At 43.5% G+C, this 14,253-nt stretch carries 14 protein-coding genes; 7 read left to right on the top strand and 7 right to left on the bottom strand.

The window, feature by feature from the left end:
- Positions 1-245: 245 nt before the first annotated feature.
- From tal to L2755_RS18270, 3 genes are all read left to right on the top strand, one after another.
- Entirely contained in the window at positions 246-1,202 is a 957-nt protein-coding gene (tal, locus tag L2755_RS18280) for a transaldolase (protein WP_248982118.1), read from the top strand.
- 18 nt (positions 1,203-1,220) lie between these two features.
- Positions 1,221-2,858, top strand: a complete 1,638-nt coding sequence (gene pgi, locus L2755_RS18275; RefSeq protein ID WP_248982117.1) for a glucose-6-phosphate isomerase — start codon at positions 1,221-1,223, stop codon at positions 2,856-2,858.
- A gap of 233 nt (positions 2,859-3,091) precedes the next feature.
- A complete protein-coding gene (locus L2755_RS18270) occupies positions 3,092-3,280 on the top strand; it encodes a DUF3545 family protein (protein WP_248982116.1) in 189 nt (62 codons plus the stop codon).
- 57 nt (positions 3,281-3,337) lie between these two features.
- Here L2755_RS18270 and L2755_RS18265 read toward each other — a convergent pair whose 3' ends face one another.
- Positions 3,338-3,877 carry a hemerythrin domain-containing protein gene (locus L2755_RS18265; protein WP_248982115.1) on the bottom strand — a complete coding sequence of 180 codons (540 nt, stop codon included), beginning with the start codon at positions 3,875-3,877 and terminating at the stop codon, positions 3,338-3,340.
- 232 nt (positions 3,878-4,109) lie between these two features.
- Between L2755_RS18265 and nfo the strand changes: the two genes are divergently transcribed.
- A complete protein-coding gene (gene nfo / locus L2755_RS18260; RefSeq protein WP_248982114.1) occupies positions 4,110-4,967 on the top strand; it encodes a deoxyribonuclease IV in 858 nt (285 codons plus the stop codon).
- Between the two features lie 21 nt (positions 4,968-4,988).
- Here the strand turns inward: nfo and L2755_RS18255 are convergent, their stop codons facing one another.
- From L2755_RS18255 to thrA, 4 genes are all read right to left on the bottom strand, one after another.
- On the bottom strand, positions 4,989-5,279 hold the full coding sequence (locus L2755_RS18255) for a discoidin domain-containing protein (protein ID WP_248982113.1): 291 nt from the start codon (positions 5,277-5,279) through the stop codon (positions 4,989-4,991).
- 257 nt (positions 5,280-5,536) lie between these two features.
- The gene (gene thrC / locus L2755_RS18250) at positions 5,537-6,823 is read right to left on the bottom strand and encodes a threonine synthase (protein ID WP_248982112.1); all 1,287 of its coding nucleotides are present in this window, start codon (positions 6,821-6,823) and stop codon (positions 5,537-5,539) included.
- A 94-nt stretch (positions 6,824-6,917) separates the two neighbouring features.
- A complete protein-coding gene (gene thrB / locus L2755_RS18245) occupies positions 6,918-7,850 on the bottom strand; it encodes a homoserine kinase (protein WP_248982111.1) in 933 nt (310 codons plus the stop codon).
- Positions 7,847-10,312, bottom strand: a complete 2,466-nt coding sequence (gene thrA / locus L2755_RS18240; protein ID WP_248982110.1) for a bifunctional aspartate kinase/homoserine dehydrogenase I — start codon at positions 10,310-10,312, stop codon at positions 7,847-7,849. Before thrA ends, thrB begins: the two co-directional genes overlap by 4 nt.
- Before the next feature lie 726 nt (positions 10,313-11,038).
- Between thrA and slyD the strand changes: the two genes are divergently transcribed.
- Both slyD and L2755_RS18230 read left to right on the top strand, forming a co-directional pair.
- Positions 11,039-11,755 carry a peptidylprolyl isomerase gene (gene slyD / locus L2755_RS18235; protein WP_248982109.1) on the top strand — a complete coding sequence of 239 codons (717 nt, stop codon included), beginning with the start codon at positions 11,039-11,041 and terminating at the stop codon, positions 11,753-11,755.
- 99 nt (positions 11,756-11,854) lie between these two features.
- A complete protein-coding gene (locus L2755_RS18230) occupies positions 11,855-12,229 on the top strand; it encodes a hypothetical protein (protein ID WP_248982108.1) in 375 nt (124 codons plus the stop codon).
- Here the strand turns inward: L2755_RS18230 and trpR are convergent, their stop codons facing one another.
- Positions 12,230-12,505 carry a trp operon repressor gene (gene trpR, locus L2755_RS18225; RefSeq protein ID WP_248982107.1) on the bottom strand — a complete coding sequence of 92 codons (276 nt, stop codon included), beginning with the start codon at positions 12,503-12,505 and terminating at the stop codon, positions 12,230-12,232.
- A 232-nt stretch (positions 12,506-12,737) separates the two neighbouring features.
- Between trpR and L2755_RS18220 the strand changes: the two genes are divergently transcribed.
- Complete coding sequence (locus L2755_RS18220) at positions 12,738-13,181, top strand: c-type cytochrome (protein WP_428847815.1); 444 nt, start codon at positions 12,738-12,740, stop codon at positions 13,179-13,181.
- Between the two features lie 130 nt (positions 13,182-13,311).
- On the opposite strand, the gene L2755_RS18215 is transcribed toward L2755_RS18220, so the two are convergent.
- On the bottom strand, positions 13,312-13,989 hold the full coding sequence (locus tag L2755_RS18215) for a cytochrome b/b6 domain-containing protein (protein ID WP_248982105.1): 678 nt from the start codon (positions 13,987-13,989) through the stop codon (positions 13,312-13,314).
- Positions 13,990-14,253 lie beyond the last annotated feature (264 nt).

The following is a 14,253-nucleotide window of genomic DNA, read 5'->3' as shown; positions in this document are numbered from 1 at the left end:
TTGTTTAATGCTATTAGTTAATATTTATGTCTATTACGCGTGCCTAAAGCTAACCTGTAATACAACAGCAAGATTTACACGCTACCTTTAGTTGCTATATTACGAAAAAAAGCGCTTTTACTGATTTTTTACAACTTTTCTGTAATTTTTTTTCATATTTAGTTGGAATGATCATTAAAATGGCTTTTAATACCTGCTAATTAACTATCAAACTTACGCTGCTCATTGAGAAGGATGTAATTCACATGGCTAACACTTTAGAACAACTTAAACCCATCACAACCATCGTTGCGGATACCGGTGATATTGAAGCCATAAAACGTTACCAGCCTGAAGACGCTACAACCAACCCATCTCTAATCCTAAAAGCATCGCAGATCCCCGAATATAGTGGCTTGATTGAAAATGCAATTGCTTGGGCAAAAAGCCAAAGTAAAGATGTAGAGCAACAGATTGAAGATGCCGGTGACAAACTCGCCGTCAATATCGGTCTAGAGATCCTTAAAATTGTTCCAGGTCGTATTTCAACAGAAGTCGACGCTCGTCTCTCTTTTGACAAAACAGCCTCAATAGCAAAAGCCCATAAGCTAATCAAACTGTATCAAGAAGCGGGAATTGATAAATCACGTATTTTGATTAAGTTAGCTTCTACTTGGGAAGGTATTTGCGCAGCAAAAGAGCTCGAACAAGAAGGCATTAACTGTAACCTAACGCTACTATTTTGTTTTGCTCAAGCACGTGCATGTGCTGAAGCCGGTGTTTACCTCATCTCACCATTTGTTGGCCGTATTCTAGATTGGTACAAAAAAGATACTGGTCTTGAGTACTCAGCAAGTGAAGACCCTGGTGTAGTTTCAGTTACCAGCATTTATAACTACTATAAACGCCATGGTTTTAATACTGTCGTCATGGGCGCAAGTTTTCGTAGCACCGGTGAAATCATCGAATTAGCAGGCTGTGATAGATTAACCATCGGTCCTGCATTATTAGAAGAGTTATCTAATAGCAATACACCTATTGTTCAAAAACTGCTTCCTGCGACAGAAGTTGTTGCAGCTGAGCCTGCAATGTCTGAAGCACAATTCCGCTGGGAGTTTAACGAAGATCCAATGGCTGTAGAGAAACTTGCTGAAGGGATCCGTAACTTTGCCATTGACCAAGGTAAACTTGAAGTCATGTTAAAAGCAGAACTAACGTCTTAATGGAGTAGGGCTACTAAAATGACCGAACTGACTCAGCTTGCTAGTTGGCAAGCGCTAGCAAAACACAGTACAACAGTGCCGCACATGCGAGAGCTATTTCAGCAACAGCCGCAGCGATTTGATGATATGTCTACCAAGGCATGTGGACTGCTTTTAGATTACTCTAAAAATAGAGCTTCGAGCGAGACTCTGTCACTGCTTTTTGCATTGGCAAAAGAATCTAAACTTGAAGAAAAAATCAAAGCCATGTTTGCTGGCGACACCATTAACAATACCGAGCAACGAGCGGTACTGCATACCGCTTTGCGAGCACCAAAAGACAAGGTTATTAATGTTGACGGTGTCAATATTGTTGCTGAAGTTCAGCAAACCTTAGACAAGATGGCAAGCTTTGTTGGCTCAGTAACGAGTGGTGAATGGAAAGGCTACACTGGCAAGACGATTACTGACATTGTCAGTATCGGAATTGGTGGGTCATTTTTAGGTCCGAAGATAGTCTCTCAGGCACTACGTCCCTATTGGACAGGTCAGCTAAATTGTCATTTTGTTGCCAATGTTGATGGCACGTCAATTACTGAAAAGCTTAAAGGGCTCGATGCAGAAACTACCCTATTTGTTATGTCGTCAAAGTCTTTTGCTACCCAAGAGACATTAACCAATACATTGAGTGCTAAGAGTTGGTTCTTAGCCCAAGGTGCTACCCAAGCAGATGTTGCCAAGCACTTTGTTGCTGTTAGCTCTAATGTGGTTAAAGCGACTGAATTTGGCATCGATGCTGATAATATCTTCCCTATGTGGGATTGGGTTGGAGGCCGTTATTCACTTTGGTCTGCAATTGGACTGCCTATTGCGCTATTAGTGGGAATGGACCACTTCCGTGAATTGTTGGCGGGTGCACATGAGATGGACAATCATTTTATGCAAGCACCGTTAGAAGATAATATGCCGGTCATTATGGGGCTATTCTCCCTATGGTACGGCAATTTCTTTAACGCTCAATCTCACGTAGTGCTCACCTACGATCACTACTTGCGCGGTCTGCCCGCTTACTTCCAGCAGCTCGACATGGAAAGTAATGGTAAGTCAGTCACCCTAAACGGCACCGATGTTGACTACAGCACTGGACCGGTGATTTGGGGTGGTGAAGGCACTAATGGACAGCACGCTTACCACCAGCTGTTACATCAAGGTACTGCACTTATCCCAGCCGATTTCATTATGCCTTTAAACAGTCATAACCCTATCGGAGAGCACCATGTGCAACTTGCCTCTAACTGTTTTGGGCAAACCCAAGCATTAATGCAGGGTAGAACCTTTGATGAAGCATTAGCTGAGCTTAACAGCAGTTCATTGTCAGACAGTGACAAGCAACTCATTGCTCAGCACAAGGTCATGCCGGGTAATAAGCCAAGCAATACGCTGTTAATGGACAAACTAACACCTTCGACATTAGGCGCTCTAATTGCGTTATATGAGCACAGGACCTTTGTTCAGGGTGCAATATGGCAGATTAACTCTTTTGATCAATGGGGAGTTGAGCTAGGCAAGCAGTTAGGTAACGATGTGCTCGACAGATTAACCGCCAATACCGACGCCACCGATTTAGACACGTCGAGTAATGCGTTAATTAACTTATTTAAACAGCGCAAAATATAAGCAGTCAATTCACTGTTATTATTTATTAAAAAAGCCAGTTTCGACTGGCTTTTTTAATTTTTACAGCTAACAACTCCAAAATACATCTATTTTATTCATGTTTATCGGCATCCCCCCTCTTAGAACAAAATTAAAGCTTCACACTCGGTTAACATAAATGAAACATTTATGTTGCACCATACTTGAAAAGCATGCTATTACATTAAAGACAAAATAAACAATAGGAGGTTGCCATGAATCGACTTGATTATGGTAGTGCGCTAGACAGTGTAGTCGAGAAGCCAGCAAGCCGCTCAAGAAGCTCCAATAAAAAGCGGAAATGGCGTGAAATCGAAGTTTTAAAAGAAAAGCATCGCTTGCTCAAAGAGCTTCAAGATATAGATAACAGCTTTAACGGTGAGCTAGACACCCTCCTAATGTAAGCAACTACACTAAAAAGAGCGCATATGGCGCTCTTTTTTGATCTCAGTCCAAGCGCATTAATCAGCGATCTCGATGTACTCTTTAAGCTCCTCAAACAGCACATTATCACTTTCACTAAATAACGGATCGTCGATAAGTCTAGCATCGCACATCTCTGCTACTGTCTGCCAATCAGTCTCGGTAATTACATCAGACCACTTTGGAAATACTGTCGACTCCTCAAACTCCATATGCGACTGCTGCAACTCAACATAACTTTCTAAGTCACTAACGAGCGACTCTTTTGAAACGACTACATCACTTAGGATCAAATTAAGCGTCGCCATTAAGGATGCTGACGCATCAACCAGCTTTTTATGCTCAGCTGTGAGTGTTTCATTAATATGAGCTCTGCCTAGCTTGTTCCAATAAAACTCTGAAATAATCTCCTCTAAGGGGTGATGGCTGTGCTCTGCATAGCTTTGCATATACTCAACGATGTCACGGACTAAGTTATAGTTAATCCTCTCACCTGCCGCTAGCTTAATGTGCTTGGTTTGTAAAATCTTAAGCAAAATACCAATATGCTTGTGATCGTGCATGAGTCTGGCTAGCATAGTTTTCTCCACCCGAATTAACCCTCACTAGATACAATATTAGTAAACCGTACGAATAACGGCCAACTATAACAAAATGCTAATGCGTATCATCGTGATAGAGATCAACAAAATCAGACTAACTTACAATCACTTATTTTACTGATAACACACCTTTATAGGTGCTAATAACGCTGAAATAACTTTGAACCGTTTACAACACCAATCAATTGAAATACAGGAATAAGAAACAATGCAACCGAACTACTTTATAGGTGCACATGTCAGTGCCTCTGGCGGCATCGCAAATGCACCGACAAATGCAGCCGCTATCGGCGCTAACGCTTTTGCACTGTTCACCAAAAACCAGCGCCGCTGGGTAAGCAAGGCACTAGATGAAAAGCAAATCGAACTATTTCAAGAAAACTGTCAAAAAGCTAACATTTCAATGGATGCCATTTTACCCCATGACAGCTATCTCATTAACCTAGGGCACCCAGATGACGAGCTGTTAACAAAATCACGTGAAGCTTTTTATGATGAAATAACCAGATGCGAACAAATTGGTTTAACCCTGCTTAACTTTCATCCCGGCAGCCACCTAAGGCAGATTGACACAGATAAATGCCTAAAACGGATAAGCGAGTCGATAAACTTTGCCCTCGCGCGTTCAAGTACGGTAACTGCAGTGATTGAAAATACAGCGGGTCAAGGTTCAAATCTTGGTCATAGTTTTGAGCAACTCGCTCAGATAATTGACGGCGTTGAAGACAAGTCACGAGTGGGTATTTGTATCGACACCTGTCATATGTTTGCCGCAGGGTATGATATTCGCAGCCAAGAAAGCTGCCTAAGGGTTTTTGCTGAGTTTGATAAGATTGTTGGCAATCAATATCTCAAAGCCATGCATTTAAACGACAGTAAAACTGGACTTAACAGCCGGGTAGACCGTCATGAGTCTCTCGGGAAGGGCGAGATAGGAGCTGAAGCGTTTGCGACGTTAATGACACTTGAAGCTGTTAAGGGGATACCACTGATCCTAGAAACGACCAGTGCAGAGCTGTGGCCTGAAGAGATTAACTGGCTACGCAGTATGGCCATAGCCCAATGACCACAGGGCTAATACAGATGATTACATTAGACACTTATAAATAACCGCGACCACTTTAGTTGGTTCACCTAAGTCGATTTGTAACCAAACTATATGTGTTCCTTCGATCTCTTCACCCTGCTTAATAGCACTGAGTTTTGCATCTGCAAGGGCGGTGTCTCCACGTCCTATGCCCGTTACCATGGCAAAGCTATCGCAGTGGGTGACTTCAAAGTCATATGCTTCGTTTATCCGGTGGTACAACTGAAACTCTTCAGTGGCGCAACCACTTAACAAACTGATGAACAATACACTGACTATAAAACGTAACACCGATAGGACACCTCTAATAAAAACTGCGGCGCACAATATAAAATATTTCAAGTCGGCAACGAGATCTAGATCACACCAAAACAGATCCAGCTAATACATCTAGCTGCACATGTTAAAACTTATAGTCAAACACGCTAGTTTCACTGTAATTACTTTACCCTGCAGCCGATAAGCGCACATCTAAGGCATATCTAACCCACAAAAAAAGAGAAGCCATAACAGCTTCTCTTTTTAACACTAAAACGCTATATCTAAGGTTATTTAACCAAAATAGTAAACAAGTGCCGCTTCAATGCCTCAAAGTCTGCTGCTAGATTGGCTGACAAAATGGTTTTAGGTACCACAGCCGCTAGCTCAGGCGGCAACGGCAAATCCACTGCCAAGATCTGCTCAACTACTTCGTTGAATTTAGCGGGGTGGGCAGTGCCAAGAAAGATACCTTTTTCATCTGCCAATAGCGTTTGCTTTAAGGCAAATGCGGCAATAGCCGCATGTGGCTCAGATAGATAACCCCCAGCATGAAGCGCTTTGACAGAATCAACGGTATCAGCCTCAGAAACACCAATACCTTTAATATCGGTTAATGACCAGTTCATCACTTTAACAATGGCTTCAACTCGCGGCCAATTGCTTGGTTCAGCAACATCCATTGCATTAGACATCGTCGCTACTGTTAATTGCGGTGACCATTCGCCGTTATCGAGATAACGAGGCACGGTGTCATTGCTGTTCGTGGCAGCGATAAAGCGTTTAATCGGCAACCCCATCGCCTTTGCAAAAAGGCCTGCGGTTAGGTTGCCAAAGTTACCACTGGGCACTGCGATAACGGGATCTGAGTTATTACTTTTTTTGAACTGCGCGACCGCTTCGAAGTAATAGCAAATCTGTGCCAATAGACGGCTGATATTGATTGAATTGGCAGAGTTAAGGTGCAAACCATCTCGAATATCACTGTCTTCAAATGATTGCTTAACTAAGGTTTGGCAGGCATCAAAATCAGCACTGACAGCCACGGTGTGAATATTGTCACCAAGCGTGGTGAACATCTTTTCCTGCAGTACACTGATTTTCCCCTTAGGGTATAGCACCACCACATTGATATTATCCAGCCCGTAGAATGCATCCGCTACCGCAGCGCCTGTATCTCCAGAAGTCGCGGTTAGGATGTTAATTTTCTCACCTTTTGCCAACTCATTTAAGCACTGCGCCATAAAGCGTGCGCCAAAGTCTTTAAACGCCAATGTCGGACCATGGAATAGCTCTAAGCTATATAAGTCCTTGTCAGCTTGTACCAGCGGCAGATCAAAATTAAATGCCCGTTCAACTATGCGATCAACCGTATCTTGGCCCAGCTCTTCGGCTAGCCAAGCGCCAATAACTTTTTTACTGCGCTCCACAAACGGCAATGCAAGTAAGCCGTCAATATCATCTAATGTAGGAATATTTTTTGGAAAGAAAAGCCCACGGTCTTTTCCAAGTCCAAGTTTTACCGCTTGTGTAAAGCTGACCACCTGAGATGGATGCTTTAAATTGTACAATTCCATGACGACGTCCTTTGATTCTAAATTTTTGTATTAACAGTTCTGTATCGATAGTTCTGTATTGCTGGTTCTTTACTGCTAATTCACTCTATGCTGATTAGACACGGCGAGCGCCTAAATCATCAATTTGGCAAATATGCGAAAAGCCGAGTGCTTGATCAATATAGTGTTCATCTAACCATTGTTTAGCGGCTTTTGCGGTTGCTATATCATCTGTAATCGTAAACAGGGTCGGCCCGCTACCGGATATGCCCGTGGTTAGCATGCCTATCTCAGCAAGAGCTGATTTGGCTTGTGGGTAGTTTGGGATCTCTGCTGCGCGATAAGGCTCAGCAAGCACATCTTTGAGTACCGAGATTGCAAGCGCATCATCTTGCTTGTAGCTAGCGTGCACAAAAGCACTGAGATAACGACCAAAATCGATAGTGGTTTGCTTAGCATACTGCTCTGGCATTAACTGACGCATCCGCGCTGTTGATAATGAGATCCCTGGATAGGCTACTACCCAATACCACTGTTTGAATGTGGGTATCGGTTCACAAATAACTTGTGGCGTATCGAGCATTAATTGCATGCCACCAAGAAAACAGGGAGCGACGTTATCATAATGTACCGAACCGCTAATCTTTCCTTCAAAGTCGCCCATCAACCTAAGCACTTCTTGCTCAGAAAACGGATTATCAAAATACTCATTTAACGCCATTAGTGCTGCGACAACAGAGCTGGCACTAGAGCCTAAACCGCTACCCACAGGCAGGTTCTTCTCTAGCGTCAATTTAAGCCCGACATCTTTTCCTAAATGCTCAAGAAAGAACTGGGCACATTGATAAACAATATTCTCGTTTTGATCCGCTGGTAATTTATTTGCCCAGTGGCCGATAACTATTAATTCAAGCCCCTGTTCAGCACTCTCTACGGTGACTTTATCGCCAAGCAAGCTGCCATCGATTGGTGCTAATGCCCCACCGAGCAAGTCAAAACCAACACCGACATTGCCCATGGATGCGGGGGCATAAATTGTTACGCTCATACGCCAACCTCACGAGTCCAATTTAATGTTCTTAAAATATCGGCGAACACACCTGCTGCGGTGACATCCGTACCGGCACCATAACCTCTCAGCACAAAGGGAATAGGCTGATAATAACGACTATAAAATGCCAATGCGTTTTCGCCACCTTTAACACTGTATAAAGGATCATTCATATCGACTTCTGCTATCTTAACTTTGCAACCGTCATCATCAATTTGGCCTACATAGCGCAGCACTTTCCCCTCAGCTTTAGCTGCTTCAACGCGTTGCGCTATTGCTTCATCTGCAGCGGGCAAATTTGCCATAAACGCTGCAACATCGCCTGATGCATCAAAAGAGTTAGGCAATACCGACTCAACACTGATATCTGCCAGCTCAAGCTCCATACCGACCTCTCTGGCCAAAATAAGCACTTTGCGGGCAACGTCCATTCCGCTCAAGTCATCACGTGGGTCCGGTTCAGTAAAACATTTGTCTCTGGCAATGCTCGTGGCTTGAGACAGCGTCATCCCTTCATCTAGCATGCCAAAAATATACGAAAGACTGCCAGATAAAATCCCGTTAAAGCGCTGTAGTTTGTCACCCGCAAATAACAACTTCTTAAGGTTATCTATAACCGGTAAACCCGCACCAACAGTTGTTTCATATAAAAACTGACGACGTTGTTTCAACGCCGTGTGACGCAAGTCTTTGTAGTAAGCCATGTCTCGAGTATTAGCCTTTTTATTTGGCGTAACCACATGCAAGCCCGCATTCAGCACCGCTAAATACTGATCAGAGACAAATTCACTTGAAGTGCAGTCAACCAGTACCGGATTGAGTAATTGCTGCTCTTTAGCCCATTGCAACATATCCTCTATATTTGCAGCTTGGTTTGATTCCGCTAGCAAGCCCTGCCAGTTTGATAAGTCGATACCTTGGGCGTCTAATAACATCTGCTTTGAATTCGAGATACCGCACACGCGCATGGCGATATGCTGCTCTTTAAGCATTTGACGTTGCTGTTTTATCTGCTCAAGTAGCCCGGCGCCAACATTGCCGCAACCAACAAGAAAAACATCAAGATAGTGCTGCACATCGAAGAAAGACTGATGACAAGCCGAAATTGCATGCTTGGTTTTTCGCTGCTCAATCACTGCAGATATTGAACGTTCTGAAGAGCCTTGAGCAATAGCGATAATATTGACCGTTGCTTGGGCGAGCGCTTGGAAGAACTTGGCCGCAACACCTTTATGAGTGCGCATGCCATCGCCTATAAGTGATACGATCGCTAAATCGTGACGCATCTCTATCGGTTCTAAAAGTTCGCTTTTAAGCTCGAGGTCAAACTCTTGCTCTAATGCATATTTCGCCTTGCCTGAATCCTCTGTGGCGACACAGAAACTGATACTGTATTCAGACGAGCTTTGGGTGATCAGTGATACTGACACGCCAGAGCGTGATATTGCACCTAATATACGGCTGGCCATGCCCACCATGCCTTTCATGCCAGGTCCAGACACATCAAACATCGTTTGCTCGTCAAGATTGGAGATAGCCTTAACATTAAGCCCTGTTTGATCAGGCTCATTGGACACTAACGTTCCAACGGCTTTTGGATTTAGGGTATTACGGATATAACAAGGAATATGATACTGCGCGATCGGCGCTACCGTCTTTGGATGTAGTACTTTGGCGCCAAAGTAGGAAACTTCCATGGCCTCTTGATAACTTAATTGAGACAACAGTTTAGCGTCAGCAACTACGCGTGGGTCAGTGTTATAAACACCATCAACATCGGTCCAGATCTCGCAGCAACTCGCTTGCAGGCAAGCGGATAGCACCGCTGCGGAGTAATCGGAGCCATTGCGCCCCAATGTAACAATTTTTCCTTCGTTATCCCCTGCGGTAAAACCAGGCATGACCCAAACGTGAGCATCATTTAGGTTTAATCGACTAAAACGCAACTTACTGGCTTCAATATCAACCGCTGACTCTAAACGTGGACCATAACCGACCAGTAATGATTCTGGCTCTAATATTGCGGAAGAATAATCAGCCGCTTTCATCACCTCAACCATCAATGCTGACGACAGTTTCTCTCCACCGACTAACACTGCGGCTTCGACGCTCTCTGGACATTCATTAAGCAAGCTCATTCCCGCCAGCTTATCGCCCCAAAACTTCATCTGCTGCTGCAAACGCTCTGCAAGTCGCTGATTTTGCGCTTCAGTTAAGGTACTCGCCGCTTCGCCATACAAAGCATTGAACACCTGCTCGACTTTAGCCAATACCACCTCATAGTTACCACCATTGACAGCGACCTCAACCATTTCAATTAAGCCATTGGTTACCGTTGCTGGCGCGGACAGCACTACGGCAGTAGTTTCACTCTTTGCTGACTGAACAACAATCTCTGCCGCCGCTTTAAATCGCTGCCAATTAGCAAGCGAGGTACCACCAAATTTCATTACTTTCATCGAAAACTCCTTGTGCCGCGCCACTAAAGAAACAAAAAAGCCCGCTCCTTTGTGGGGAGCGGGCTTGATATTTAACTTATATCAGGTTGTGCTTAGCCCGCCCCCACGATGGTAATCGTGGTGGTTGTAATAATCGTGGTGATCATTAAAACGTGGCTAAACATATAAATTAGGTTTCATCCAATTGGATTAATTTGCGTGCTAACAGAATTGCTTTTTAACCAAGAAGTGTCAACCCCTAAATTTTCATTATTGTTATTATACCAATTGCATTAATACTCGTTACCTCAGGAAACCAGTGACTAAACGTCATAAATCGTAGTTTAGATAAGTGCCTACGAATTAACTGCGCAGTACATTCATGTTGTTTTTAGGTAAGCAAAAACAAAAAAAACACCGTAAGCGATTGTAATTTAATACCAATTACGTGAGCGTAGCTTTTGTTATTAGCAATAATAAGGGCTATACCAGTATTAGCAACAAGCTCACAGAGACGCTCATTTTATCATTTTGGCTTGAATTACGTTTACTCATTTTAGACTTGAGTGCAAACCAAATAAAAAAGTAGTCATTATTATGTTTGGATATAAGCAGCAATAAATTAAGAATTTGGGATGCTTCCATCCTCTAATAAAGATGTGGCTTAGGTAGCAGAAGTGGATTCAAGCTGTCGCAAATTGAAACAAAGCAAGCTAGAATGCGCCCAAATTACCGATTGGAGCCAATATGAAAATCACCGAAAAATGTGCTGTAAGCATCCATTACCGATTATCAGATGCAAAAGGCCAGCTTGTTGAAAGCTCTTTTGAAGGCGAGCCGATGCTGTATTTGCACGGCGCAGAAAATATGATCCCAGGCCTTGAAGCAGCTCTAGAAGGCAAAGAGCAAGGTAACGTCCTCGACGTAACCGTTGATGCTGAGCAAGGTTATGGTGCATATCATGACGGTTTGCGCCAAGAAGTGCCATTATCAGCTTTTGGTGATATCGAAGATATCGTTCCGGGCATGCGCTTTATCGCTGAAACTGAAATGGGACAACGTCCAGTTCAAGTTACAGAAGTAAAAGATGACGTGGTAATTGTTGATGGTAACCACCCGTTAGCAGGCCAGACACTGAGCTTTAATGTTGAAGTGCTAGAAGTTCGTACGGCAACAGAAGAAGAGATCGCTCACGGCCATATTCATGCTGGCGGAAGCTGCGGTGGTGGCGCTCATGAACATTCACATGCTGGCGGAAGCTGCAGTGGTGGCGCTCATGAACATTCACACGAAGGCGGATGCTGCGGTGGTGGTGGCGCTCATGAACATTCACATGAAGGCGGATGCTGCGGTGGTGGTGGCGCTCATGAACATTCACATGAAGGCGGATGCTGCAGTGATGATGAAGCTAAAGAAGTGAAAGAAGGTTGCGATGGCAACGGTGGCTGTGGTTGCAGACACTAGCTCTTTAGACTGATTTAAGACGCGTTTCATTAACAAACAATGAAGCGCGTTTTTTTATACCTTACAATCAACAGCATTATTTGCGCAAAGGATTTGCCAATGCTATCAAAACCGGTTTATGAAGCGTTACCCTACTGCTACGTCGCTATCGGTAGCGTCACTCTTTTACTACTCGAACAACCTCTTGCACATCTCTCTGCAGTTATCATCTATCTATTAGGCAGCAAAGTTTATGTGCTGCGCTCCAACAATAGACGTACCGACGCCAAAAAACGCCGAAAAAAAGGCTGGTTCCCCAGCCCGCTATATGAACATATCCCTGCGTTATGCCTTCTTATCGCTATATTACTGAGCAAGCTCAATTCAAAAGCAGCGCCTGTTTTTGCGCTTTGTCTATGTAGCTATGGGCTGTATGTTTTTTTTCGGCGACTCAGTTACCGTAAACATAGATATTTTGAACCCAAATGCCTTTAGCTACAGCGTCAACTGCTTTATCTGCTCGCGTTGCTCTTCTGACATATGTTTAAGGTAATTTGAGCAGCGCGTTATTGTCGCGATACTGATTTGATACTCTTGCGCTATTTGGCGCTGGCTCATCTCTTTGTGCAATAAGGTTTGAAAAACCTTTAATCGACCAGCGACGGCGCTGCGTTCCTCTTCCGTTAGCAGTAACTCAAATAACGTCACTAAGGCGCTATGATCATTTTGAGCCATCACCTTGTCTAAAACTAAATCCCACTCTGCTCGCATTTCAACCTCAATGGCGTACTAGTGCATCATTACAGCTAGTCTATCAGGAATCAACCTTCAGTCACGTACTTTGATATGGGCAAACAATGCCGTGATATCAATTGATTTGTGACTAAGCGTAATTTTGGCAAAAAACGAATGGAGTCGACTCGCTAAAAATAGGTACAATGCAGCGAAGCAAGTCACATAACATAATAAAAACGTGAGAGTAACCATGAAAATATCATTAAAGATGAGTTTAATCGCACTAGCTGCAACCGCGACTATTGCTACCAGTGTGCAAGCCAACAATTTTGAAGACGCCGATGATGCCATTCACTATCGTCAATCTGCTTTTGGGATGATTGCCTATAACTTTGGTGACATGGGCGCAATGCTAAAAGGTAAGAAAGATTACGATGCTAGCGTATTCGCAATGCGAGCAACTAATGTTGCTGCACTTTCTATGCTACCTCTTGAAGGTTTCATCGCTGGTTCAGACCAAGGTGAGACTGAAGCACTCGCAAAAATCTGGAGCGAAGAAACTGATTTTGATGCCAAGATGAAGACCTTTCAAGAAAATGCAGCTGTGCTCGCTTTAGTTGCTCAGAAAGGTGATAAAAAAGAGATGAAGAAAGCCTTTATGAATACAGGTAAAAGCTGTAAAGGCTGCCATGACGTCTACAAGAAAGACTAGTTAAAACATAAGCCAGCATTGATACAATGCTGGCTCTATTCTTCAATCAATTCTAAACGCCACCTTTGAGCAATTACATCTAATCAACCACATCAAATCTAGCAAAAGCCACTTAGTCGGTAGACCGTGACTACAGCATCTCAATAATCGGTAGCATCAGGTAATTAACGACCAAGGCCCCAATAACCATTACGATCATAACGGCCTTAAGTGTAGAAACAAATGCTAGCGGCTGCGCTAGCTCCCCAGGTAAGCGCTTATAACCGCTGAACATCGCCGCTATAATTTTGTCACCTTTGAACATATGCACCCCAACAGCTAATACATGAATAGCAGCCAAGATTAAAATCAGGTCAAAGTTCTTCTTATGCAGCCAAGTCAGCCATAAGGCAGTATCGCCATTAACGGTTGTATAAAGAGGACCCTCTATAAAAATCTCATCCGTTGCAAAAAGCCCTGTAACCAACTGTAGTGTGACTAAAGAGATTAGCGCTACAACCATATAACCACCGATAGGGTTATGCCCTATAGAAGCGGATATCCCGTGCTGCTTGGTTTTTCGCACATAATTAAGCACCGTTTTCGGAGAGTGTACGAAATGGCTGAACTTAGCAGTGTCGCTGCCGATAAATCCCCACAGCAAACGCATTCCAATCAGGATCAGCAAGCTATAGGCCAGAAGTTGATGCCACTCCATCTCTGCCGACTCCGCCGTCCACCATAAACCGCCAAGCAAACACAACATGCCCCAATGAAAGAGTCGCGTTGGAACGTCCCATATTTTTACTTTGACTAAGTTTTGCGTCATGGATAATCACTCTTACAAATGAATTGGTCTTTTGTAGGCATTATATATTGGCAAGGAGGATAGAGCTATGAGGTTATTAACGCTAAGATTTTTGCAAAAAGGCCATTTCAGCCGCCCCCTTATCCATTCAAATATGAACCTGTTTTACAGCGTTTTCAAGGAAATTTTGACAGTTATTGACTATATTTATCTAAGTGATCAAATAAAAAGCGAACAGATTAGAAGAGCCTGCAAAACGTGATTTAGATCACAACTTTCGTTAGT

Source organism: Shewanella abyssi, from assembly GCF_023284025.1.
Lineage (GTDB): Bacteria > Pseudomonadota > Gammaproteobacteria > Enterobacterales > Shewanellaceae > Shewanella > Shewanella abyssi.
Note: the sequence above shows the minus strand (reverse complement) of the source record. Positions and strands in the feature narration are given on the sequence as shown.

What these genes read in the sequence shown, in the direction of transcription:
- thrA (WP_248982110.1), bottom strand. Translation starts at nt 10,312, where the DNA reads ATGAAAGTAATGAAATTTGGTGGTACCTCGCTTGCTAATTGGCAGCGA.
- thrC (WP_248982112.1), bottom strand. Translation starts at nt 6,823, where the DNA reads ATGGAATTGTACAATTTAAAGCATCCATCTCAGGTGGTCAGCTTTACA.
- nfo (WP_248982114.1), top strand. Translation starts at nt 4,110, where the DNA reads ATGCAACCGAACTACTTTATAGGTGCACATGTCAGTGCCTCTGGCGGC.
- L2755_RS18215 (WP_248982105.1), bottom strand. Translation starts at nt 13,989, where the DNA reads ATGACGCAAAACTTAGTCAAAGTAAAAATATGGGACGTTCCAACGCGA.
- thrB (WP_248982111.1), bottom strand. Translation starts at nt 7,850, where the DNA reads ATGAGCGTAACAATTTATGCCCCCGCATCCATGGGCAATGTCGGTGTT.
- L2755_RS18220 (WP_428847815.1), top strand. Translation starts at nt 12,738, where the DNA reads ATGAGTTTAATCGCACTAGCTGCAACCGCGACTATTGCTACCAGTGTG.
- trpR (WP_248982107.1), bottom strand. Translation starts at nt 12,505, where the DNA reads ATGCGAGCAGAGTGGGATTTAGTTTTAGACAAGGTGATGGCTCAAAAT.
- L2755_RS18270 (WP_248982116.1), top strand. Translation starts at nt 3,092, where the DNA reads ATGAATCGACTTGATTATGGTAGTGCGCTAGACAGTGTAGTCGAGAAG.
- pgi (WP_248982117.1), top strand. Translation starts at nt 1,221, where the DNA reads ATGACCGAACTGACTCAGCTTGCTAGTTGGCAAGCGCTAGCAAAACAC.
- L2755_RS18230 (WP_248982108.1), top strand. Translation starts at nt 11,855, where the DNA reads ATGCTATCAAAACCGGTTTATGAAGCGTTACCCTACTGCTACGTCGCT.
- L2755_RS18265 (WP_248982115.1), bottom strand. Translation starts at nt 3,877, where the DNA reads ATGCTAGCCAGACTCATGCACGATCACAAGCATATTGGTATTTTGCTT.
- tal (WP_248982118.1), top strand. Translation starts at nt 246, where the DNA reads ATGGCTAACACTTTAGAACAACTTAAACCCATCACAACCATCGTTGCG.
- slyD (WP_248982109.1), top strand. Translation starts at nt 11,039, where the DNA reads ATGAAAATCACCGAAAAATGTGCTGTAAGCATCCATTACCGATTATCA.